Raw genomic sequence first — 22029 nt, 5'->3', positions numbered from 1 at the left:
ATAGGAGGTTTTTTATTATGTCAAAAGATGAGATAAGTGTTTTAGTTTTAGATGATGAGCCTATTGTTACTAAGAGACTAAAACCTTCTTTAGAAAAGGCTGGGTATAAAGTAGAGACTTTTACAAGAAGTATTGATGCATTAGAGAGGTTTAGAAAACATCCTTTTGATATAGTCGTTACAGATTTAAAAATGGAAGGTATAGATGGAATAGAATTTTTAACAGAAGTTAAAGAACTAAATCCTAAAACAGAGGTTATTGTAATTACAGGATTTGCAACTATGGATACAGCTAAAGAGTCATTTAAACGAGGAGTTTTTGATTTTTTGGCTAAACCTTTTAGATTAAGTGAATTAAAAGAAGTCTTAAATAAAGCTGCAGAAAAAATAAAAACACAAAATTAAATCAGGATTTTAAAAAGAGGAGTAGCGTAAGATGAATGTATTAATATATTTAGATGATAATTTAGCTTCAAGTATAAGTTTGCGTTATATTTGTAAACATTCTCTTTTAGTTCCAATGTCTATCCAGCCTTTTCATGTAGAAGCAAAAGAACAAGATCATTATCCTGTGGGCGTAGGTTGGGTGAGGAAAACATGGGAAAGAACTATTCAAGATACAAGTAGAAGTATTATTGAAGGATTTATTAAGACAGAAATTAATAACTGCAGGGGATTATCTGCAGTGAAAGTAGTAGTTGGAAATGTTGAAACAGAGATTATTAAAGAGATTAAAAGAGGTATATATGATCTTTTTGCAATAGGAATGCTTGCTTCTTTTGGATTTCATAGTTTTTATGATTTTTTGAAAAGTGAATTAGTGCAAAATGTAATGGTTCCTGTGTTATTAGTGAAGAATATAACTCAATATAAAAATGTTTATTTTTTGATAGATAAATATTCTGATGTAGAGTTGCTTGTTTCTAATTATGCTAATTTATATAAACATCTTCCATATAAGCTTACTTTACTTTGTTATAAATATGGATGTTTTGAACAAAAAAATAATGATTTTCCGATTAATAAAGTAAAAGATATATTTAATGCTTATGGATTAGATTCACCAGATGTTTTAGAAGTAGAGGGTACAAGTCAAGATATTGGCCACATGCTTAGAGAAGGAGATATGGTTGTTTCTTTGATTGATAAAAAAGGACCCAAAACAGCTATTACAGATATTTTAGTTCATAGTCCCATATCTAGTCTTATTTTCTGGAAGTAATTAATTAAAAAAGGAGATGGAAGATGAATATTTTAGTAGTTATAGATAATTATCCCTATAGTTCCTATGTTATTCACGAGATTTCAAAAATAGCTTTGAATACGTGGTGTGATATTACTTTACTTGGTTTTCCAGAAAAAAGAGATGAATCTTTTGATATAAGAAATAGCTCTATAGTAAAGACAACAATTGATTACTTACAGACAATAATTTCTTATTATGATGGTAACTTTTGTCCATATAATTTACCAGAAAAAATAGAATTTAGCCCTAAAGACAAAAATTCTTTTATTTTTCAAAGCAAAAAGGGGAGAAAAAAATTAAAAGCAGTTATTTGTACTGGGGATTATATAGATGGAATTTTAAATCAGGTGAGAGAGGTTAAGCCGTCTTTATTAGTAATAGGATGTGACAAAAATACTAATTGTAAATGGCGAGGAAAAGATATTCCTGCGCTTATAGCAAATAAAGTTTCCTGTTCTGTTTTGATTGTAAAGGAAAATAAAACTCCAGAAGAAATTGTTTGCTGTTTAGATAATAGTCACATTACTCAGGAGTCTTTAGAATTAATAAACCAGCTTTCTACTTTATATAGAGCAGATATAAAGATTGTGGGTATAGCAGAGAACAATACCATGAAGGTTAAAGTGGAAAAAACAATGAAAGATCTTCTTATGTATTATTTAAAACAAGATATTTCTGTTTGGTTAGAAGTAGTGGACAAGAGTGTTTTACCTTCTTTTTTAAATCAAGTTGCTCAAAAAGATATTATAGCTTTATGGGTAGGCCAGCAATCATTTTTAAAGAAATTAATTCCCAATGATAGAATAAATAATCTGATTAATAATACCCCTTCTTCTATTTTGCTTTTACGGTAGTGTTTTATGAAGTTAGAAATAATAAAAAAGTATGAAAAAATAGGTATTACATTTATTATTTACTTTTTTTAATATTAATTTGTTTTTTTTTCTGTTTTAACCAAAGGTTTAAGCGAGTTTCCATGCCTTCTGATTTTGGAAAATAGAACTGTCTATTTTTTAATCCTTCGGGGAGGTAATCTTGAGCTACATATGAGCCAGGATAAGCATGAGGATATTTATATCCTTGGCCATATCCCCATTCTTTATGGAGGCGTGTAGATGGGTTTCTTAGGTGTAAGGGTACTGGTTTAGGTCCATTTAAACGAACTTCTTTTTGAGCTGAGAGATAGGCGGCATAGGTGGAATTGGATTTTGGGGCTAGAGCTAAATAAACTACAGTTTCTGCCAGAGGAATAAAACCTTCAGGCATACCTATAAGGTCAATAGCTTCGGCACAGGAAACTGCCAAAGGTAAAGCCATAGGATCTGCTAATCCAATATCTTCTGAGGCAGATAAAATGAGTCTTCTACAAATAAATCGAGGATCTTCTCCTCCTTCTAATAAGCAGGCTAAATAGTATAATGAAGCATCAGGATCGCTTCCTCTAATAGATTTAATTAGAGCAGAAATTAATTCATAATGACTATCTCCTTGTCTATCTCCTTTTATTACAATTTCAGGTAAAATAGTTTTTAGATTAGCAGGGGATAAATCATTTGGTTTTAGGTTAGAAAGATATTCTATTAAATTTAAGAGAGTTCTAGCATCTCCTCCGCTAAGGGAGATTAATATTTCTAAACTTTCTTTAGGTATGGAGATGTTTAGGTAGGAGACTGCTTTTTGGGCTAAAGAGAGTAATTCTTGATGAGTTAGGGAAGCTAATTTTAGTACATGGAGGCGAGATAATAGTTGTCTTGTAATGCTAAAAGATGGATTTTCTGTAGTAGTGGCAAGTAGAGTTATTTCTCCTGTTTCTAAAAGAGGTAAAAAAAAGTCTTGTTGAGCTTTTGAGAATCTATGAATTTCGTCTAGAATGAGGATGTCAATATTTTTAATTTTCTGTCTTAACCCAGATAGCCCAATTTCTGGGGCACTTACTCTAAGATATTTTTTATTCCAAGATTTTGCTAAAAGAATAGCAAGGGTAGATTTTCCACATCCAGGCGGTCCAAAAAAAAGTAAACTTTGGAGCCTTTTGGCCTGAATAATAGCTTTAATTCTATTTTTTAAATGACTTTGGCCTACAAATTCTTCTAAGGTGTTTGGTCTTAGCTTTTCAGCTAATGGAGTGTGTACACTCACTAAAAGCCCTCACTGGCTTCCTTTAAAGCTTTGGTTAATTTTTCTTGGTCAGATTTAAATAATTTATAGTTAAGAGAATCTTCTAGAGCCTGTCTACTTGCTTCAATGATGTTAAAAGAAACACCCACAGTAATCCACCTATGTTTAGGATCTCCAGATTCAATAAGAACTCTTACTTTTGAGGCTGTTCCTGCCAAATCTCGATTTAAAGAAGAAAATACTCTTACCTTGAAATCTATTAAGTGCATTTCTTTTAAACAAGGGTAAAATTTTTCTAAGGCTTTTCTAAGGGCATTATCTAAAGCATTTACAGGACCTTTGCCTGTTGCTGCAGTATGTTCTAACATGCCTCCTACTCTAACCATTACAGTGGCCTCAGATATAGGTTCTTCTTTTTTGCGTTTTGTCTCTAATACTCTATAATTTTCTAAAGTAAAATAAGTGCGAGCTCTTCCTAACACTCGATTTAATAATAGCTCAAAAGAAGCCTCTGCAGCTGTGTATTCATATCCTTGACTTTCAAGTTCTTTTAATTTGGCTAAAAGTTCTAAAACAAAAGGATCATTTTTATCCAGATGAAATCCGTATTGTCTAGCTTTAAAAAGAATATTGGATTGTCCTGCTAAATCAGAAAGTAGGATTCTTTGTTTATTGCCCACCAATTCAGGCTTTATATGCTCGTAAGTACGAGGATTTTTTCTGACAGCACTCACATGTACTCCGCCTTTATGAGCAAATGCAGATTTGCCTACAAATGGCTGTCTATGAAAAGATGGTAAGTTGGCAACTTCAGATACAAATAAAGAAGTTGAAGTGAGTAATCTTAAATTGTCTTCTGGTAAACAAGCATATCCTAATTTTAATTGAAGATTAGGTATAATAGAACATAAATTTGCATTGCCACAACGTTCTCCATATCCATTTATTGTGCCTTGAACTTGAATTGCCCCTTCTTCAACAGCAATGATACTGTTGGCAACAGCTAATTCAGAGTCATTATGGGCATGAATACCAAGGTTTGCATGAGGAAGTTCTTTTTTTACTTCTCGGATGATTTGTCTAATTTCGCTAGGAGTGGTCCCTCCATTAGTATCACAAAGTACTAAAACATCTGCTTTGCCTTCCAATGCTTTTTTCAGACAGGCTAGGGTGTATTCTTTATTTTCCTTAAAGCCATCAAAAAAATGTTCTGCATCAAAAAAAAGTTCTTTTACTTTTGGTCTCAAGAATAACAGACTATTTTTAATGAGTTCTAAATTTTTTTCTAGAGTGGTTTTTAAGGCTTCTTTAACATGTATATCCCATGTTTTGCCAAATATAGTAATTACATCTACTCCTGATGCAATGAGAGATTTTAAATTTGGATCATTGTCTGCATTTTTACTGACTGCATGAGTACTTCCAAAGGCAGTAATTTTGGCATTTTTTAGGGCATAATGATGAATTTCTTTAAAAAAACGTTCATCAGTGGGATTAGAAGCTGGCCAGCCTCCCTCAATATAGTGAACCCCAAGCTCATCTAATTTTTGAGCTACTCTGATCTTATCTTCTACAGAGAAGTTAACATCTTCTGCCTGTGTACCATCTCTTAGAGTGGTGTCATATATTTTAACTGTTTTCATTTTTCTTTTTTTATTTGTCTTTAATTATTCTTCTTTTTCTAATCCAAAAGCCTCATGTAAAGTTCTTACAGCTAATTCTGTATATTTTTCTTCAATTAAACAACTAATTTTAATCTCAGATGTACTGATAATCATAATGTTTATATTTTCATTTTTAAGAGCAGAAAAAGCTATGGCTGCTACTCCAGCATGGTTTCTCATGCCAACGCCGATTACAGAGACCTTTGATACATTGGTGTCTGTTAGAATCTCTTTAGCTCCTAATTTATCTTTTATTTTTTCAAGAATTTTAACAGTTTCTTCAACATTTCCTCTTGGAACAGTAAATGTCATGTCTGTAGAGCCATTTCTACTTGGATTTTGGACAATCATATCTACTACTATTCCTGCAGCAGCAATTGGCTCAAATATATTTGCCGCCACACCTGGTCGATCATAAACATCTACTAACGTTACTCTGGCTTGGTCTTTATCATAGGCAATACCAGAGACCATAGCAGCTTCCATATTTGGATCCTCCTTAGTTACTAATGTGCCAGGGCCATCTTTAAAAGTAGAGCGGACTAGAATAGGCACATTATATTTTTTTGCAAACTCTACAGAGCGAATTTGAAGCACCTTGGCTCCCATACTCGCCATTTCAAGCATTTCATCATAAGCAATTTTGTCAATTCTGCGAGCAGAAGAACAAATGTTTGGATCTGTTGTATACACGCCATCCACATCTGTGTAGATTTCACACACTTTTGCCTTTAAAGCAGCTGCTAAAGCTACAGCGCTTGTATCAGATCCGCCTCTTCCTAAAGTAGTTATTCTGTTCTCACAGTCACATCCTTGAAACCCAGCTACTACTAATACATCATAATTTTTGAAGTAATTTCTTAATTTTTCTTCATCAATATCTAAGATTCTTGCTCTTCCAAAATCCCTATCAGTACGAATAGGAATTTGATATCCTAGTAATGAGCGTGCTTTAATCCCTGCATCTTTTAATAACATGGTAAAAAGAGCTATAGAAACTTGTTCCCCTGTAGATACAAGTACATCCATTTCAGCTGGGTCAGGATATTTTGACCATTTTTTAGCCATTTCTATAAGACGATTTGTCTCTCCGGCCATGGCAGACAATACAATGGCTACTTTTTTCCCTTCTTTTAAAGGTTTTAAAACCTTTTCTTTAACTTTTTGCATGCACTCTAGGTTGGCTACAGAAGTTCCTCCAAATTTTTGAACTATAATTTCCATTAGTTTTTTACCTCTTCCCTAAACATTGAGTTGAGAAAGTATTTTACGTCCACTTCCTTTGGCCGTAAAGCTAAAAGTGCGTAAATTTTTTTCTATTTGAATAGAGATTTTTAGATAGTCTTCTAATTGAATAGATTTAGGTAAAAAATTACTCCATTCAATCAATTTAATTTTAAATGGATCAAAAATAATTTCCTCCAAAAAATCATCCCATCCCAGCGATGAAAGACGATATAGATCTAGATGAGCTATTTCTGGAATAGTGGGATAGAGATTTAAAATATTAAAACTAGGGCTGCCGACCTCTGCCAATTCTCCTTGAGGGAAATTTTCTACAAAAAAACGTACAAAGGTTGTTTTTCCAGCCCCTAAGGTTCCTTCTAAGAGAATAATAGGCCATTTATTTGTTAAAGAAAATATATTTCCTAAAAGGTGAGCAAGTTTTTGTGTTTTGTTTAGATTAAGATTGTTTATTTTCATATTTTTATAATTAATTACTTTGCTTAATTACTTTGGCCAATACAAGAGGAAGAGAATTGGCAATATCTTGCGCTAAATTGCCGCGATATGGATACTTTTCTCCTAAATATTGTCCTGTTAGACCATGCATATACACACCTAAACAGGCAGCATTTAAAGGAGAATAACCTTGTGCCAAAAGAGAGCCTAAAATACCTGCTAAAATATCGCCAGAGCCTCCTAAAGCTAAGTTAGGAGTAGCAAAAGGGGAAATATAAAGTGGTTTTCCTGGCACAGCTACAATGGTTGCTGCGCCTTTTAGGATAAGATTAACTTTATACTTATTTACAAATTCATAAGCATATTTTGCGCGTTGTTGATTGATATCTTCTGCTTTATTTCCAAAGAATCTAGCCATTTCTCCAGGATGGGGGGTAAAAATGACTTCATTTTTGTTTTTTATCATATCAAATAATTCAGGATAAGATGCGAAAAAATATAGCGAATCAGCATCAAATACAGTAAGAGGGTAGTTTTCTAAGCAAAGATATGATTTTAATAATTCAAGACAAGATTTATTTCTTCCCAGCCCTGGTCCAAATACAACAGCTTTAAACTTAAAGAGATTTTCTTTAATAATTTCTAATGTTTCCGGTCCAAGATAAGAGTCTGAATTGTTAACAAATAAAGTCATTATTTCTGGGAAACATCCTTTTACTTCAGTCTTTAAAGATTGAGGACATGCTACTGTAACCAGTCCAGCCCCACTTCTTAAGGCTCCTAGGGCAGCTAGCTGAGGGGCTCCGCAAAGTCCTGGAGATCCGCCTATTATTAAGACATGTCCTGCTTTACCTTTATGTAAAGTACTTGGAGGAAGGGAAAGTAAATTTAAGATTTTATGGGTTAGTGCATAATGGGTGCACGGATTTTCTATTTTTATTTTTTTGGGTATACCGATTTTTCCTATTTTTAATGTTCCTACATAGGGTTTGGCTGGTGGTAAAAAAAGACCCAATTTTGCTTCTTCAAATGTGATTGTTACATCAGCTTTTACAGCTAAAGGAGAAGGATTTCCTGTTTCCCCATTTAGTCCAGAAGGAATATCTAAGGATAAGACAAAAGCCTTTTCTCCAATTTTGTTGATTTTTTTTATCCATTTTTCATATTCAGATCTTAAATGTCCTTTAAAGCCAGTGCCTAATAACCCATCTACTACAATATCTACCTGAGGTAAGAAATCCATATTATATTCAGGTAAGTGCATTAATGGAATATCCATTTTTTTGGCTAGTTTTAGGTGGTATCCTGCAGTAGTCCCTCGATATTCTTTTTGTCTTTTGGAGTGTAAAATCATGACTTTTACTTCATGGTTGACCAAATGTCTGGCCAAAGCAAAACCATCACCACCATTATTCCCAGAGCCTGCAAAGATAAGAGCAGTTTTTCCTTTTAAGGAAGGGAATTGTTCTCTTAAAATATAAAGAGCTTCTTGACTGGCATTTTCCATTAAGATTTCTGGTAAGATGTTGAAATCTTCTATTGCCATCTTATCCCACATTGCCATTTCTTTGGGGGTAGGTAATGGTTGAAACATATAAATAACCTCTCTTTTTTAGCGACTATTATTATTCGCTTTTGGACATCTCATTTCTAAATATTTAATTTTCAATAATTACTACTGCTGATGCTATTAATTTGGTATGAGTAATAGAAACATGAATGAATTTGCCTCCCATATTTTTAAAGGCCTCAAGGGCCTTGTTTTTTAAAATTATATTTGGCTTACCATCAGAGGAATTTACTACTTCAATATCTTGAAAGCCTATTCCTGCTCTAAATCCTGTTCCAATAGCTTTTACTACAGCTTCTTTAACAGCAAATCTTGATGCTAAATATAGAACCTCTGGTTTGCTTATTTTTTCTTTTTCTTTTGGAGTTAATATTTTTTTGATAAAGTGAGCTTTATAACGAGAATAGATTTTTTCTATTCTTGTTACTTCAACTACATCTAATCCAATCCCTAAGATCATTTTAATCTAAAAATTTATTTATTATTTGAACCATCTGTTCCACAGCCTTAGAAATACCTACATATATTGCTCTGGAAATAATGCTATGTCCAATAGAATATTCTTCGATTCCTCTTACTTTAGCAAAAGCTAAAATATTGTGATAATTTAACCCATGTCCTAAATTTACTTTTAGGCCTAGAGATTGAGCGTATTCAATAGCTTTTAATATTCTGTCAAATTCTTTTTTTTGTTCTGTATAACAACTTGCATCAGCATAATGACCAGTGTGTATTTCTATATAATCTGCTCCTATTTGTTGTGCTGCCTTAATTTGTTCTATATCAGCGTCAATAAAAAGACTGGTCAAAATTTTTTTTTCTTTAAAAGGTAAAAGATATTTTTTTAGGTGTTCTGTTTGAGCAAGACAGTTTAGGCCACCTTCGGTGGTTAGTTCCTGCCTTTTTTCAGGAACTAAGCAAATCATATATGGTTCTATGCGTAAAGCTATTTGTTGCATTTCTGGAGTAGCAGCCATTTCTAAATGGAGATGAGTCTTTAAACTTTGTTTAAGGTTGTAAACATCTTGATCTTGGATATGGCGCCTATCTTCTCGTAAATGGACTATAATTCCACTTGCTCCTGCAATTTCTGCCATATGAGCTGCAGTAAGAGGATCTGGCTCTATACCCAATCGAGCTTGCCTTAAAGTTGCGACATGATCTACATTTACACAGAGTCTTGGCATTATATCCCCCAGATTAAAATTTTAATAAATATAATTTTTTATACCGAATTATTATAGAGGTCAAGGAAAGAAAGAAGTTGGTTGCTTAAATTAAGTTGTAAGTTTTTTAGATAATTTTGAATTTTTTCTTTGATTTTTTTTAAGGATATAGGTGATAATTATAGAGTATAAATTGATAAAAATTTAAAAGTTGTAGTTTTTTAGATAGTTTTTTTATTTTAGTTTTTTTGAATAATTTATTCACAAAATTATTGATAGGAAAATATCATATTTGTTATTTGTTTTGTTAGGAAAGGGGACTACCCCTTTCCTAACAAGTTTTAATAAAGAGTACATTTAATTTTGTTATTTTGAAGAAATGTCTTTTTTAGGTATTGGAAGATATTCCACGCTGGGAACTTTTTTCACTGGTTGGGGATAAAGACTTAAAAGTTGCAAAATTTCCTGGGGCATATTGTTATTAACTTTTAAACCTAATTTTTGAGCTTCTTCAAATGTAATAGCATAATCATGTGTCCATCTCCCCTCAGATAAAATTTTAGCTAGTTCTTTAGCCTTTTCTTGAGGATAATTTTTGATAAGTAAGTCATAAGCAGCTTCTTCTACTTGTTTAATTGCCATTTTGGCCATGTCAGCCATGATGAGAGTTTGATCTTCTAATTTATCTACAGGCTTTTTTTCAGTTGTTCTAAGCAAAGATGCTGCAGGATATTGGCCGAGTTGAGGATCAATAGGCCCTAAAACAGAAGAGTTTGTCATTACAATTTCATCGGCAGCTAAAGCTATCATTGTGCCTCCGCTCATTGCATAATGAGGAACGAATACAGTTACTTTTCCTTTATGTTTTTTTAAGGCTCTTGCAATTTGAAGGGAGGCTAAGACCAATCCTCCAGGAGTATGTAAAACTATGTCTAGAGGAACTGTTGGATCTGTTAAATGAATTGCCCGTAAAACTTCTTCTGAGTCTTGAATATCAATATAACGAAATACAGGAAACCCGAGTAAACTCATGGTTTCTTGCCTATGAATTAAAAGAATAACTCTTGATTTTCGTTGTTTTTCAATTTTGGCAATAAGTCTTTGTCTGGCTGCTTCTAGCATTTTTTGTTTTAAAATGGGTTGAAGGGCTGATAAAATAAAAAATAGCCAAAATAAATCCATGTAATGCATAATTTTCTCCTTATTTTTTATTTTTAAACATTAAAATAAATCTCATCTGGATACCATGTTCTATAATTTTTGTTTTTAAATAAAGGTAATAACACTATTCCAATAATAAAACCTCCTATGTGGGCAAAGAATGCAATATTTGAAGATGCATAAGGATTAGCTAGGCTAAATACACCAGAAAATACTTGCATAAAAAACCAGGCAATTAAATAGAAAAATGCAGGTATTTCAATAAAATAAGGCAAGAAAAAAATAGGAATTAAAGTAATAATTCTAGAAAATGGAAAAAGAATGAGGTAGGCTCCCATTATTCCAGAAATTGCACCAGATGCCCCTACAGTTGGGAGAGTAGAATCTGCATTGAGCATAAAATGGCATAAATTAGCTCCTATTCCACATAATAAATAAAATAATAAATAGCGTTTATGGCCTAATCTATCTTCTACATTGTCTCCAAATATAAACAAGGCCCACATATTAGAAATAAGATGGAACCAACCGCCGTGAAGAAAAATGTTGGTAAAAAAAGGCAAGTAATTATGAGGGGATAATCCTGTAAACATTGCCCATACAGGATGAGTATATCTTGCAGGAACAAGTCCAAAGTTGTGGAAAAGTGTTTCTAGTTCCGCAGGGGAAAGAGAAGTTTCATATAAAAACACTAAACAATTTAACGCAATAATAAAGTAATTTACAAAAGGGGTTTCTCTATGAGGAATAGAGTCTTTTAATGGAATCATAAAAATATCCTTGATTTTATTTTTAATCCTAAGTTAATATAATAGCTTTATCAACTTTATTTACGCATTTATAAAGTCTTCTACTAGTTTTCTGGCTTGGTCATCAGTAAATTGTATCGGTGGATGTTTACAGAAATAAGCAGAAGGCTCTACAAGAGCTCCTCCTTGCTTCCTATCTAGAGCTAGTTTTGCGCATCTAATTGCATCTATAGCCACGCCTGCAGAATTAGGTGAATCTTCTACTGACAATCTGAGTTCTAGATTCATAGGTACATCTCCAAACAATTTTCCCTCCAATCTGATAAACGCTATCTTATTGTCTTTTTGCCAAGCAACATAATCGCTTGGCCCTACATGTATATTTTCATCTACTAGGCGTTTAGCAGTAACTGCTTGTACAGCTTCTGTTTTTGATTCTTTTTTTGAAGCTAATCTAGTTCTGTTTAACATGTTTAAAAAGTCAGTGTTTCCGCCTGTATTTAATTGATATGTCTTTTCTAATTTTACTCCTCGTTTTTTAAATAGATCAACCAAAATTCTATGGACAATAGTTGCTCCTACTTGGGATTTGATATCGTCTCCAATAATTGGCAAGCCTGCATTTTTAAATTTAGAAGCCCATTTAGGGTTGCTGGCAATAAATACTGGAATATTATTTACAAATGCACACCCAGCTTTTAGAGCGCAGTCAGCATAGAATTTTGTGGCTTCTTCAGAACCAACAGGCAGATAATTTAAAAGAACTTCAACTTGGTTTTCTTTTAAAATATTTACTACTTCTTCTTGAGATAACTGAGGCGCATCAGAAAGAACAAATGTGTATTTGGCATCATAATTTTTCATGTGTTCTGAAAATCCATCTAAGATTTGTCCCATTTGGACCTTTGTCCCTATAAGCGGTATGTTGGGACAAAAGATTGTTGTACAGTTTGGAGGACTAAATATTGCCTCACTAACATCTTTTCCTACTTTTCTTGCATCAATATCAAAGGCTGCTCTTATTTCGATATCAAACGGCTTATATCCTCCTATTTCCCAATGCATTAAACCAATAGCATCTTCAGGCTGTTTATTTTTATAGTAATAAATTCCCTGGATCAGCGCACTGGCACAGTTGCCAACTCCAACAATGCCTATTTTGATTTTTTGAGCCATATGTTTTCCTCCCCCCTCACCTGAGTTTCTAGGTTTGGTGTTTAAATATTAAATATTGGTTCTAAATTTTTATTAGTCAAGGTATTTGAATTTATTTTGTTTTTAACTAGCATGACTATTTTGCCAAAAAAAATAAAAATCTCCTTTTTCAAGAAATATTAGTTTTTTACTAGAGCGAGCATAAATATAACACCAGGCTAAAAGAGAGACTTGTTTAGGATATAAAAAGACTTTTATCTTTTGTTTAAAATAGAGAGGAGGTTTGTCAAATAATCCTTCATATTTGTCTAACCATTTGAAAAGATTGTGGTTTTCTATTTGGTAAACTTCTCCTTTTACTATATTTTTTTGAGAATTATCTAAGATTAAAGCAGGGTAATAGGAAACAAGATAAAGTTTTCCATAGGTAAATCCTTGTCCTACAAAGGATGTGTATTGGCGAAATTTAAAGTGCATTTTGTGGTTGATTTTAGCCATTAATGTACCATAAACAAAAATAAATTCTTTCATAAACTTATTATATTGGCTTTTTAAAAATGAGACAAGAAAGTATTTAGTTGATTTATAGAGAAAAAAAAGATTAAAATTGGATTTTAACAAAGGAGTAGAATCATGGTTCAAGAATGTGTTTTACCTGATTATAGTCAAGTGCCACAAGAAGCATTTGATATTGTCAAAGCGACAAAAAGTTTAGCTATAATTGGTGCTAGTCCTAAAAAAGAGCGTCCTAGTCATCAAGTCTTTGCTTATCTTTTAAAACAAGAGTTTAAAGTTGTGCCTGTAAACCCAGGACAGACAGAAATTCTAGGACAAAAATGTTATCCCTCTCTTTTGGATATTCCTTTTTCTATAGATACGGCTGTAATTTTTAGAAAGCCAGAGGCTGTTAAGGAAATTATTTATCAAGCTTTGCAAAAAGGTGTTTCTAATATTTGGATGCAAGAAGGGATTATTAGTCAAGATGCTTATAATTTGGCAAAAGAAAAGGGACTTAATGTAGTAATGAATTTTTGTTTTAAAAAAGTTCATATACTTTTAAAGACAAGATAATGGATAAATAGATGTTAGAATTTAAAAACATTGATTTAAAATTTAAAGATAAAATAATATTTTCTAATTTTAATTTTAAAGTTTCTTCTAATGAAAAAATTGTTTTGATTGGAAAGTCTGGTTGTGGGAAAAGTACGTTATTTGAATTAGCACTTGGATTTAAGCAGCCTGATAAAGGGAAGATTATTTTTTATGGAGAACCAGTTACTTCTAATTCCATTTGGAAAATTAGAAAAAAAATAGCTTATGTTGACCAAAGAGTATCTCTTCCTAATCAAAAAGTAAGTCATTTTATTGACTTTGTGTTTTCATTAAAACACAATTCATGTCTAAAGCCAAAAAATACAGAAATCATTCATTGTTTAAGATTATTTGAACTGAATGAAGATATATTTCAAAAACAGATAGATGATCTTTCTGGAGGAGAAAAACAGCGTCTAACCTTAGCTATTGCTGTTTTACTAAAAAGAAAAATATTTTTTTTAGATGAAGTAACTTCTTCCTTAGATGTAAAATTAAAACAAAAAGTAGTTGAGTATTTTTTCAATACACAAGATATTACCGTTATAAGTATTTCTCATGATATAGAGTGGCAAAAACATTTAAAAGCAAAAATTTTTGATGTGGAGAAAAAAGAGTGGATACTATAGATATAGGACTTTCTTCTTTATTTTTTGTATTTTTACTTATTTTTATACCATTTTGTTTAGATTATGTGTATAAATTTGGTCTTTTTAAAAATATTGCTAATTCTGTTGTCAGGATGACAATACAACTATTTTTAATTGGTATTTTTTTAAAATATTTATTTTTGTGGAATAATGTTTTTATAAATATTGTATGGTTTTGTGTTATGATCGTTACGGCTGTTTTTTCAGTTGTTAAAAATACTCCTTTAAAAGTATCAAAAGTATTTTTTCCTCTTTTGATTGCATTTTCTATTCCTACCTTTCTTCTAGTTTTATATTTAAATCATTTCGTATTAAGACTACCTAATATTTTTGAAGCAAGATATTTTATTATTTTAGGAGGAATGCTTTTGGGAAATTGTTTAAGGGGGAATATTATTGGTTTGTCTTATTTATATGGTCAAATTAAAGAAAATCAAAAGAGTTATTTTTATCTCTTGGGATTGGGTGCTTCTACTTATGAAGCTATTTTACCTTATTTAAGAGAAGGGGTTAAAATAGCTTTAAAACCTTTTATTGCTACCATTGCTACGATGGGCATAGTGGCTTTACCTGGAATGATGACAGGAGTTATTTTAGGTGGAGCAAGTCCTGAGATAGCAATAAAGTATCAAATTATGATAATGTTAGCTATTCTAAGCACAGGTTTTTTGGGAGTTGTTTTGGGAATTCTTTTTACAGTGAAGGTCTGTTTTGATTCCTTTGGATGTTTAAAATTAGAAGTTTTTAAAGAAAGAAAATGAAAATAGGCATTCTTGGTGGATCTTTTAATCCTGTTCATATTGGTCATTTGAGACTGGGTATAGAGTGTTTAGAACAATTTGATCTAGATCGAGTGTGGTTTATGCCTGCTTTTATTCCTCCTCATAAAGTAAGAGAAGGACTTTTACCTTTTGAATTAAGATTTAAGTTGCTTGTAGAGGCAACTAAAAATACTTCAAATTTAGAAGTGATAGACCTTGAACAAAAGTTAGGTGGAATTTCTTATACAGTAAGAACTCTCAAATATTTAAAAACAGAGTATTCTAATAGAGATTTTTATTTTATTTTAGGAGATATAGATTTTATTTCTTTACCTTCGTGGTATCAGGGAAATATGCTCATTAATTATGCTAATTTAATAGTGGTTAGAAGAAAAGAAATTGCTCTTCGCCAAATTCAAGAAACATCAGAAATCTATTTAAGAGCAAAGAGGATAGATAATTACTCTTGGAGTAAAAATGATAATAAAATTTTTTTATTAAATTGTTTGAATATTTATATCAGTTCTTCTGAAATTAGAAAAAAGTTTTTAACAAAAAGGAATATTAATTTTTTGGTTCCTAGAGAAGTAGAGATTTTGCTAAATAAATATAAGATAATTGCAGAGAAATGCTGGCAAAAAGATATTTTTAAATAAGTATATATGTTTATTATTTGATTTTTAGATTTCGATACCTATTTAAAGCAGCAAATATTTCCTGTTTTCTAGGTAAAGCAAGACTACCTGGGTGCTGATTCCCTAAATTTAAAATATCTAATCCTTCTTTATTTATCTTTTCTAGAATTTTTTCTATTTGAGAAATAAGGGATTGATTTGATGAAATTTGGTGAGCAAGTTTTTTTAATATATAACTAATGGCATTGGTTTGTTCTTTTGCTACTAATTGTTCTAAAGCTGTTAGATCTAATTTTTCTCTGTTAATTAGGATAGTATATATATCTTTTACTTTAACTTTCCCTTTTTTGAACTCTTGTAAACAATTTTTTTGAGGTATTTTAGGTCTTATAGTAGTAAATGGAACTATTTTTTCTGACTTTCGTTGAAGAGGAATTTGCTTGGCTACTTTTTTTGCCTTTAATGTCACATCAACTACTTGATAGTTTCTAAGCATAATAACAGTATCTGCAACATCAAAATAATCTCCACACCCACCTAAAACTAATATAGTGGAGATAGAAAAATTTTTATATAATTCTTGAATTCTATCTAAAAATGGTGTTATTGGTTCAAATTTTTTATCTACAAGTTCTTGCATTCTTGTATCTCTAAGCATAAAGTTTGTAGCACAAGTATCTTCATCTAAAAGTAAAAGAAAAGTTTTGCTTTCAATGGCTTCAATAATATTTGCGGCTTGAGATGTACTTCCACTTGCGTTTTGGGTACTAAAATTAGTAGTATCTTGATTAAAGGGTAGGTTAGAAATAAAAGGAGAAATATCTGTTTTAATTATACTTCTGCCGTCTTCAGCTCTTATTTTTACAGCACTTTCCGTTGTAATAACAAATTCTCTTCCATCACCTGGAATATGGTTGTAAACACCTTTTTCTAAGGCTTTTAATAGGGTTGATTTACCATGAAATCCACCTCCCACTATTAAGGTGATACCTTTTTTAATGCCCATTCCCTTTATTTTCCCCTTATTAGGTAGGTTAAATTCTACCTCCAAAGAAGGAGGAGACATAAAAGGGATGGCAGTGGGTAATGGTTTATCGCTGATTCCGCTTTCTCTTGGTAAAATAGCTCCATTGGCAATAAATGCCACTAGGTTATTTTTAGATAGTTGAGAACGAAGCCAACTTTGGTCTTCTATACAGGTGATGTGAGCTTGAAGATCTTTTGAGTTTAGGTTGGGATAAAGTAGAGTTTTTTGAACTAATTTAGGTAGTAGATTATAGAAAATGTATTCAGCTTCTTGTCCTAATATAGTTCTTCCTTTGGCTGGAAGACCTATATAAAATCTTACTTCTACATATTCTGAAGTAATTTTACAGCTAGATCTTTCTAAAACTTCTTGACCACATTTATCTATTAAAATTAATCCACTTTTCCCTGTTCCTTTTTTAGAACAACTTTTACTTGCTTCATCATGAAATTTTCGAGTTAAGTAATCAGCTAGAGCTATAGCCCTAATTTTAGGCGTATAGGTATTTTTAGGGAAGAGGGCTTTTTTTTGTGAGACTCTGATCCTAATTTTGGATGGAGATGCAAATGGGTCGGCCTGCACATGATCTATAAACAGAATAAAATCAGGAAAGAGATAATTACCTTTTATTTCTTTGTATGCTTTATACCCTTTACCATGAATGCGTTTTAAGATAATTTTGAGATTTTGATAACTGCTCATACTAAAAAAAGTATTTATTTTTATAAGACTTGGCAAGGATTAAATACGAGAACTGGAAGCTTGTTAAAGTTATTTTGTCTATTTAGAAGTTTTGAAAAAATTTTTTCATTAAATTGAGAGAAAGGTTAAAACTCTTGAAAAATATTTATTTAGTTAAGAATAAAAAAAAGATATTTGTATTTGATAAATGTTCGTCCACAATGGATGTTGGTTGGAAGCTTTTTAAGGAAGGAGAATTAAAAGAAGGAGATAGTGTTTTTGCTTATGAGCAAACAAAGGGAAGAGGGCAGTTTAGACGGAAGTGGATTTCAAAGAAAGGTAATATTTATGTTTCTTGGTTATGGAAGGCCTTTCCTTGGGAGGAAAGATTAATTTCTTTAGGTATAGGAGTTTTATTATGTAAGGCATTAAATCAGCTGAATGTACCTGTAAAAATAAAATGGCCTAATGATTTAATTTTGAAAGAAAAAAAAGTTGGAGGAATTTTAGTAGAAGAGAGATATAACTGTTTTTTAGTGGGAATTGGACTAAATCTCAATTTTTGTCCTAAGATGGATGAACTTGAACGAGAAGGTTTATTTCCGCCTGGCAATTTAAGAGAAGTTGTATCAGAGCAAGACCCTTTTTTGTTCTGGATAAAGTTAAAGTCATGTTGTATGGATCTTATTTCTCAACTTGATTTGTTTGCTGGAGAAGAATTTCAAGCGCAATTAAATAAATATTTAGCTTTTTGTGGAAAAAAAGTATTAGTATGGAATGGAACTGAGCAAATAGAGGGAAGAATTGTTGGGGTTAACTTTCGAGGTGAATTAGAATTATTTCAAGATAGAGAAATTAGTCAAATAGGTTCAGGAACTATCATAAAGGTATTAGAATAAAATATATATGTTGGATTTTCTTAGAGATCGGAAAAGATAAGGAGAATTTTATGGAAGAAAAAATTAAAAAAAGTAATTTTATTAGGCAAATAATTGAGCAAGATTTAGCTTCTGGTAAACATCAAAAAATTATTACAAGATTTCCTCCAGAACCAAACGGATATTTGCATATTGGACATGCTAAATCCATTTGTCTTAATTTTGGTTTAGCCCAAGAATATAATGGCCGGTGTCATTTGCGATTTGATGATACCAACCCAGAAAAAGAAAGTCCTGAATATGTTGAATCCATTAAGGAAGATGTACGTTGGCTTGGTTTTGATTGGAACGAACATTTATATTTTGCCTCAGATTATTTTGAAAAATTTTATCAATATGCTGTTTCTCTTATTAAAATGGGAAAGGCTTATGTTTGTCATCTTTCGCCAGAAGAAATTAGAGAATATCGGGGGACATTAACAGAACCAGGTAAGGAAAGTCCGTATAGAAATCGTAGTGTTGAAGAAAATTTAACCTTATTTGAAAAAATGAGAAAAGGAGAATTTAAAGAAGGAGAGTGCGTTTTAAGAGCAAAGATTGATATGTCTTCTCCAAATTTAAATATGCGTGATCCTGTTATTTATAGAATAAAAAAAGTTCCCCATCATCGCACTGGAGAGAAATGGTGTATTTATCCAACTTATGATTTTGCTCATTGTTTGTCAGATGCAATTGAAGGTATTACCCATTCTCTCTGTACCTTAGAGTTTGAAGATCATAGACCTCTATATGATTGGTTTTTGGAAGTATTAAATACGCCTGCTAGACCTAGGCAAATAGAGTTTGCCCGTTTAAATCTTAGTTACACCATTATGAGTAAGAGAAAATTAAACTTGCTAGTGCAGGAAAATATAGTTGATGGTTGGGATGACCCTAGAATGCCTACTATTTCTGGTATGCGTAGAAGGGGATTCACTCCTGATTCTATTCGCGATTTTTGTGAACGTATTGGAATAGCCAAAAGTGATAGTGTAGTGGATTATGCTTTGCTAGAGCACTGTGTACGAGAAGATCTAAACAAAAAAGCTTTAAGATTTATGGGCGTGCTAGATCCTCTTAAGGTGGTTATTACTAATTATCCAGAAGATAAAGAAGAGGAATTAGAAGCAATTAATAATCCAGAAGATGAATCTGCAGGAACAAGGAAAGTTCCTTTTAGTCGAGTAATATATATTGAAAGGAGTGATTTTAGAGAAAATCCTCCTAGAAAATTTTTTCGTTTAGCTCCTGGCAAAGAAGTAAGGTTGCGGTATGCCTATTATATTACTTGCCAGGAAGTTATTAAAGATGAAAATGGTGAGGTAGTTGAGCTTCATTGTACTTATGATCCTGCTACAAAAGGAGGCTTTTCTCCTGATGGGAGAAAGGTAAAGGGAACCATTCATTGGGTATCTGCTCGGCATGCTAGACAAATTATCGTTAGATTGTATGATCGTTTATTTAGAGTAGAAAATCCAGGTTTAGAGGAAAAAAAAGGTAAATCTTTTAAAGAATTACTTAATCCTGAAAGTTTAAAGGTTGTAAAGGCTCTTGTTGAACCTGCTTTGTTTGAGTTAAAAGTAGGAGATCACTTCCAGTTTGAAAGAATTGGTTATTTTTGTGTGGATAAAGATTCTACACCAACCCAAATGATTGTAAATAGAACTGTTACTTTAAGGGATTCTTGGGCTAAAATAGAAGCAAAGTTGAATAAAAAATAGATAAAGAAAAAGAGATATTTTAGTATGAATATTCCAGTTATTTTAACTATTGCTGGTTCTGATTGTAGTGGTGGGGCAGGTGTTCAAGCTGATCTTAAAACTATTACTCTGTGTGGAGGATATGGAGCAAGTGTTATTACAGCCTTAACTGCCCAAAATACTTGTGGAGTTTTTGGCATAGAGCCAGTAAAGACTGAATTTGTTTTAAAACAATTAGAAGTAGTTTTGGAAGATTTGCCTGTTCAGAGTATAAAAACAGGTATGTTGTTTTCTGCTGATATTATTGAAGGTATTTCTTCTGTATTAAAAAAGAATAATTTTAATTTAGTGGTTGATCCTGTTTGTGTTAGTCAAAGTGGACATAAACTTTTAGAAGAAAGTGCAATTTTTAGCTTTAAAAAATATCTTTTCCCTTTAGCTACTATTATAACTCCCAATATTCCAGAAGCAGAGCTATTTACTGGGATTCCTCTTAGGGGAGAAAAAGATTATGATTATATTTTTGAAAAATTTTTTGATTTAGGAGCAAAAGCTGTTTTATTAAAAGGAGGGCATTTAGAAGACAAGATTATTTGTGATAGATTGGCATTATCTTCAGGAGAAGTGTTTGAGTTTAAATCTCGTAAAATAGAAACTAAAAATAATCATGGAACAGGATGTACTTTATCTGCAGCTATTAGTACATTTTTAGGACATGGATTTACTTTAAAACAGAGTGTAGAACTGGGGAGAAAATTTTTGTTAACTGCTTTGGCTGGAGCCTATTCTTTAGGTCAAGGACACGGTCCTGTAAACCATTTAGCCTCTTGGCTTAGAGAACAAGCCAAACAAGAACTTATAGAAGACTTTAGAGCTCTTCGTTTAGAGTTGCAGAAATTAAAAGGTTTCCCCAAACTTATCCCTGAGGTAAGAACAAATATAGTCTGTGCGTTGCCATTTGCTGAAGATAAGCAACACGTGTTGGGATTTGATGGAAGGATTTCAGTTAAGAATACAGGAGAACTTATTTTTGGTGAAATAATTTTTGGAGCGTCTTCTCATATGGCAAATGTTGTTTTAACTGCTTTAAAATTTGATTCTAGCTTAAGGTGGGCAATTAATATCCGTTATAACCAGAATATTTTAGAGGCTATTGAAAAATCTGGTCATACAATTTTTTGGTTTAATAGGAAAGATGAGCCAAAAGAGGTTAAAGAGCAAGAGGGCTCTACTTTAGTTTGGGGAGTAGCTAAGGTTTTTAGAGAAAATTCACAAACAAATATAAACTTTATTGCCGATCCAGGAGATATAGGTAAAGAACCAATTGTTAGAATTCTTGCTTCAAACAAAAAAGAACTTTTGGCTTTTTTAAAAGATATATTGTTTTATTTGAATTAATTTGAATTAAGAGTAAGGAGATGGCTATTTTAGTAAGAGAGGATGGAGTTGATTTTGAATTTTAAAAGCGTTGGTTAAGTATTTAGAAGACTATTACGACAAAACGAGATGGCAACTTCTTCATAAGCATGGTTTTCTTCTGCTTCAAAAAGTTTTTTGCGAAATAATCCATTTATAAAGCATAGAAGTACAAGTGATGTTTCTATAACAGGAACTTTTTTAAATTCTTTTTTAGAGATTCCTTTTTGAAGACAATCACATAAATAATTTAAAAGAAGTTCTTTTTGTTCTTCTATTATTTTAGCACAGAAGTGATTATTTTCTTTTAATTTTGCAGGACAATGAGCAAGTATAAGTCTTCCTTCTAAAGGTCTTACCTCTGCAATATTAAAATGGAGTCGAATTAGGTTCTCAATCCTTTCAAACTCGCAGTTTGTATTTTGTGGAAGTCTGGATATCATTTCTTTGTATTCAGAAAATATGGCTTTTAGGATATGAGTAAAAATTTCTTCTTTATTTTTGAAGTGATAGTAAAGAAGAGGTTCTGTTACTCCTGCTTCTTTGGATATTTGAACTGTTGTTGTTTCATCATATCCTTGTAAAGCAAAGAGTTTAAGCGCTGTATTTAAAATTTGTTGTTTTTTATTTTTTCCCATT

General features: G+C 31.9%; 23 protein-coding genes. 10 read left to right on the top strand and 13 right to left on the bottom strand.

Annotated elements, in window-relative coordinates; translation table 11 throughout:
* Positions 1 to 17 precede the first annotated feature (17 nt).
* The 3 genes from BLP60_RS04460 to BLP60_RS04450 are packed head-to-tail and all read left to right on the top strand — an operon-like array spanning position 18 to position 2099.
* Positions 18 to 404, top strand: coding sequence for a response regulator (locus BLP60_RS04460; protein WP_092064088.1), 387 nt, complete (start codon positions 18 to 20; stop codon positions 402 to 404).
* A 31-nt stretch (positions 405 to 435) separates the two neighbouring features.
* The gene (locus BLP60_RS04455; RefSeq protein ID WP_092064085.1) at positions 436 to 1221 is read left to right on the top strand and encodes a hypothetical protein; all 786 of its coding nucleotides are present in this window, start codon (positions 436 to 438) and stop codon (positions 1219 to 1221) included.
* Between the two features lie 23 nt (positions 1222 to 1244).
* Complete coding sequence (locus BLP60_RS04450; protein ID WP_092064082.1) at positions 1245 to 2099, top strand: adenine nucleotide alpha hydrolase family protein; 855 nt, start codon at positions 1245 to 1247, stop codon at positions 2097 to 2099.
* 55 nt (positions 2100 to 2154) lie between these two features.
* Here BLP60_RS04450 and BLP60_RS04445 read toward each other — a convergent pair whose 3' ends face one another.
* The 11 genes from BLP60_RS04445 to BLP60_RS04395 all read right to left on the bottom strand — a co-directional run bounded on the left by BLP60_RS04445 (position 2155) and on the right by BLP60_RS04395 (position 13042).
* Entirely contained in the window at positions 2155 to 3384 is a 1230-nt protein-coding gene (locus BLP60_RS04445) for a replication-associated recombination protein A (RefSeq protein WP_092064079.1), read from the bottom strand.
* Positions 3384 to 5006, bottom strand: a complete 1623-nt coding sequence (cimA, locus tag BLP60_RS04440) for a citramalate synthase (RefSeq protein ID WP_092064076.1) — start codon at positions 5004 to 5006, stop codon at positions 3384 to 3386. The genes BLP60_RS04445 and cimA overlap by 1 nt, the downstream gene beginning before the upstream one ends.
* 24 nt (positions 5007 to 5030) lie before the next feature.
* Positions 5031 to 6251 carry an aspartate kinase gene (locus BLP60_RS04435; protein WP_092064073.1) on the bottom strand — a complete coding sequence of 407 codons (1221 nt, stop codon included), beginning with the start codon at positions 6249 to 6251 and terminating at the stop codon, positions 5031 to 5033.
* A gap of 18 nt (positions 6252 to 6269) precedes the next feature.
* Positions 6270 to 6731 (bottom strand): tRNA (adenosine(37)-N6)-threonylcarbamoyltransferase complex ATPase subunit type 1 TsaE, encoded by a 462-nt coding sequence (gene tsaE, locus BLP60_RS04430; RefSeq protein WP_092064070.1) that lies wholly within the window; start codon positions 6729 to 6731, stop codon positions 6270 to 6272.
* Positions 6732 to 6741: 10 nt separating this feature from the next.
* Positions 6742 to 8304, bottom strand: coding sequence for an NAD(P)H-hydrate dehydratase (locus BLP60_RS04425; RefSeq protein ID WP_092064067.1), 1563 nt, complete (start codon positions 8302 to 8304; stop codon positions 6742 to 6744).
* A 64-nt stretch (positions 8305 to 8368) separates the two neighbouring features.
* Positions 8369 to 8740 (bottom strand): holo-ACP synthase, encoded by a 372-nt coding sequence (gene acpS, locus BLP60_RS04420; RefSeq protein ID WP_092064064.1) that lies wholly within the window; start codon positions 8738 to 8740, stop codon positions 8369 to 8371.
* A gap of 1 nt (position 8741) precedes the next feature.
* Positions 8742 to 9467, bottom strand: coding sequence for a pyridoxine 5'-phosphate synthase (locus BLP60_RS04415; protein WP_092064061.1), 726 nt, complete (start codon positions 9465 to 9467; stop codon positions 8742 to 8744).
* A 345-nt stretch (positions 9468 to 9812) separates the two neighbouring features.
* The gene (locus tag BLP60_RS04410; RefSeq protein WP_092064058.1) at positions 9813 to 10637 is read right to left on the bottom strand and encodes an SDH family Clp fold serine proteinase; all 825 of its coding nucleotides are present in this window, start codon (positions 10635 to 10637) and stop codon (positions 9813 to 9815) included.
* Between the two features lie 23 nt (positions 10638 to 10660).
* Positions 10661 to 11377: a rhomboid family intramembrane serine protease gene (locus BLP60_RS04405; RefSeq protein WP_092064055.1), complete on the bottom strand. Its 717-nt coding sequence runs from the start codon at positions 11375 to 11377 to the stop codon at positions 10661 to 10663.
* A gap of 60 nt (positions 11378 to 11437) precedes the next feature.
* Positions 11438 to 12532 (bottom strand): inositol-3-phosphate synthase, encoded by a 1095-nt coding sequence (locus BLP60_RS04400; RefSeq protein ID WP_092064052.1) that lies wholly within the window; start codon positions 12530 to 12532, stop codon positions 11438 to 11440.
* Between the two features lie 102 nt (positions 12533 to 12634).
* Positions 12635 to 13042, bottom strand: coding sequence for a gamma-glutamylcyclotransferase family protein (locus BLP60_RS04395; RefSeq protein WP_092064049.1), 408 nt, complete (start codon positions 13040 to 13042; stop codon positions 12635 to 12637).
* A gap of 102 nt (positions 13043 to 13144) precedes the next feature.
* Here BLP60_RS04395 and BLP60_RS04390 point away from each other — a divergent pair, with 102 nt between their 5' ends.
* From BLP60_RS04390 to nadD, 4 genes are read left to right on the top strand one after another with little or no spacing between them, the layout of a single operon-like run.
* Positions 13145 to 13582 carry a CoA-binding protein gene (locus tag BLP60_RS04390; RefSeq protein WP_092064046.1) on the top strand — a complete coding sequence of 146 codons (438 nt, stop codon included), beginning with the start codon at positions 13145 to 13147 and terminating at the stop codon, positions 13580 to 13582.
* An 11-nt stretch (positions 13583 to 13593) separates the two neighbouring features.
* Positions 13594 to 14232 carry an ABC transporter ATP-binding protein gene (locus tag BLP60_RS04385; RefSeq protein WP_092064043.1) on the top strand — a complete coding sequence of 213 codons (639 nt, stop codon included), beginning with the start codon at positions 13594 to 13596 and terminating at the stop codon, positions 14230 to 14232.
* On the top strand, positions 14220 to 15014 hold the full coding sequence (locus BLP60_RS04380) for an ABC transporter permease (RefSeq protein WP_092064040.1): 795 nt from the start codon (positions 14220 to 14222) through the stop codon (positions 15012 to 15014). The genes BLP60_RS04385 and BLP60_RS04380 overlap by 13 nt, the downstream gene beginning before the upstream one ends.
* Positions 15011 to 15670 carry a nicotinate (nicotinamide) nucleotide adenylyltransferase gene (gene nadD, locus BLP60_RS04375; protein ID WP_092064037.1) on the top strand — a complete coding sequence of 220 codons (660 nt, stop codon included), beginning with the start codon at positions 15011 to 15013 and terminating at the stop codon, positions 15668 to 15670. The genes BLP60_RS04380 and nadD overlap by 4 nt, the downstream gene beginning before the upstream one ends.
* A gap of 13 nt (positions 15671 to 15683) precedes the next feature.
* Here the strand turns inward: nadD and BLP60_RS04370 are convergent, their stop codons facing one another.
* On the bottom strand, positions 15684 to 17378 hold the full coding sequence (locus BLP60_RS04370; protein ID WP_092064034.1) for an ABC-ATPase domain-containing protein: 1695 nt from the start codon (positions 17376 to 17378) through the stop codon (positions 15684 to 15686).
* A gap of 134 nt (positions 17379 to 17512) precedes the next feature.
* Here BLP60_RS04370 and BLP60_RS04365 point away from each other — a divergent pair, with 134 nt between their 5' ends.
* The 3 genes from BLP60_RS04365 to thiD are packed head-to-tail and all read left to right on the top strand — an operon-like array spanning position 17513 to position 21372.
* Positions 17513 to 18256, top strand: coding sequence for a biotin--[acetyl-CoA-carboxylase] ligase (locus BLP60_RS04365; protein ID WP_159427683.1), 744 nt, complete (start codon positions 17513 to 17515; stop codon positions 18254 to 18256).
* A 50-nt stretch (positions 18257 to 18306) separates the two neighbouring features.
* Positions 18307 to 19995: a glutamine--tRNA ligase/YqeY domain fusion protein gene (locus BLP60_RS04360; RefSeq protein WP_092064028.1), complete on the top strand. Its 1689-nt coding sequence runs from the start codon at positions 18307 to 18309 to the stop codon at positions 19993 to 19995.
* Positions 19996 to 20019: 24 nt separating this feature from the next.
* Positions 20020 to 21372 carry a bifunctional hydroxymethylpyrimidine kinase/phosphomethylpyrimidine kinase gene (thiD, locus tag BLP60_RS04355; RefSeq protein WP_092064026.1) on the top strand — a complete coding sequence of 451 codons (1353 nt, stop codon included), beginning with the start codon at positions 20020 to 20022 and terminating at the stop codon, positions 21370 to 21372.
* A gap of 74 nt (positions 21373 to 21446) precedes the next feature.
* Here the strand turns inward: thiD and BLP60_RS04350 are convergent, their stop codons facing one another.
* Positions 21447 to 22028 (bottom strand): TetR/AcrR family transcriptional regulator, encoded by a 582-nt coding sequence (locus BLP60_RS04350; protein ID WP_092064023.1) that lies wholly within the window; start codon positions 22026 to 22028, stop codon positions 21447 to 21449.
* Position 22029 lies beyond the last annotated feature (1 nt).

Origin of the sequence: Desulfonauticus submarinus (assembly GCF_900104045.1) — a bacterium.
GTDB classification, from domain to species: domain Bacteria; phylum Desulfobacterota; class Desulfovibrionia; order Desulfovibrionales; family Desulfonatronovibrionaceae; genus Desulfonauticus; species Desulfonauticus submarinus.
This window is presented reverse-complemented; position numbering and strand designations above follow the sequence as displayed.

Coding starts and splice junctions, on each gene's coding strand:
- BLP60_RS04460 (WP_092064088.1), top strand. CDS start 18: ATGTCAAAAGATGAGATAAGTGTTTTAGTTTTAGATGATGAGCCTATT.
- BLP60_RS04450 (WP_092064082.1), top strand. CDS start 1,245: ATGAATATTTTAGTAGTTATAGATAATTATCCCTATAGTTCCTATGTT.
- tsaE (WP_092064070.1), bottom strand. CDS start 6,731: ATGAAAATAAACAATCTTAATCTAAACAAAACACAAAAACTTGCTCAC.
- BLP60_RS04390 (WP_092064046.1), top strand. CDS start 13,145: ATGGTTCAAGAATGTGTTTTACCTGATTATAGTCAAGTGCCACAAGAA.
- nadD (WP_092064037.1), top strand. CDS start 15,011: ATGAAAATAGGCATTCTTGGTGGATCTTTTAATCCTGTTCATATTGGT.
- BLP60_RS04350 (WP_092064023.1), bottom strand. CDS start 22,028: ATGGGAAAAAATAAAAAACAACAAATTTTAAATACAGCGCTTAAACTC.
- BLP60_RS04410 (WP_092064058.1), bottom strand. CDS start 10,637: ATGCATTACATGGATTTATTTTGGCTATTTTTTATTTTATCAGCCCTT.
- BLP60_RS04385 (WP_092064043.1), top strand. CDS start 13,594: ATGTTAGAATTTAAAAACATTGATTTAAAATTTAAAGATAAAATAATA.
- BLP60_RS04370 (WP_092064034.1), bottom strand. CDS start 17,378: ATGAGCAGTTATCAAAATCTCAAAATTATCTTAAAACGCATTCATGGT.
- thiD (WP_092064026.1), top strand. CDS start 20,020: ATGAATATTCCAGTTATTTTAACTATTGCTGGTTCTGATTGTAGTGGT.
- acpS (WP_092064064.1), bottom strand. CDS start 8,740: ATGATCTTAGGGATTGGATTAGATGTAGTTGAAGTAACAAGAATAGAA.
- cimA (WP_092064076.1), bottom strand. CDS start 5,006: ATGAAAACAGTTAAAATATATGACACCACTCTAAGAGATGGTACACAG.
- BLP60_RS04425 (WP_092064067.1), bottom strand. CDS start 8,304: ATGTTTCAACCATTACCTACCCCCAAAGAAATGGCAATGTGGGATAAG.
- BLP60_RS04455 (WP_092064085.1), top strand. CDS start 436: ATGAATGTATTAATATATTTAGATGATAATTTAGCTTCAAGTATAAGT.
- BLP60_RS04395 (WP_092064049.1), bottom strand. CDS start 13,042: ATGAAAGAATTTATTTTTGTTTATGGTACATTAATGGCTAAAATCAAC.
- BLP60_RS04435 (WP_092064073.1), bottom strand. CDS start 6,251: ATGGAAATTATAGTTCAAAAATTTGGAGGAACTTCTGTAGCCAACCTA.
- BLP60_RS04400 (WP_092064052.1), bottom strand. CDS start 12,532: ATGGCTCAAAAAATCAAAATAGGCATTGTTGGAGTTGGCAACTGTGCC.
- BLP60_RS04405 (WP_092064055.1), bottom strand. CDS start 11,377: ATGATTCCATTAAAAGACTCTATTCCTCATAGAGAAACCCCTTTTGTA.
- BLP60_RS04415 (WP_092064061.1), bottom strand. CDS start 9,467: ATGCCAAGACTCTGTGTAAATGTAGATCATGTCGCAACTTTAAGGCAA.
- BLP60_RS04360 (WP_092064028.1), top strand. CDS start 18,307: ATGGAAGAAAAAATTAAAAAAAGTAATTTTATTAGGCAAATAATTGAG.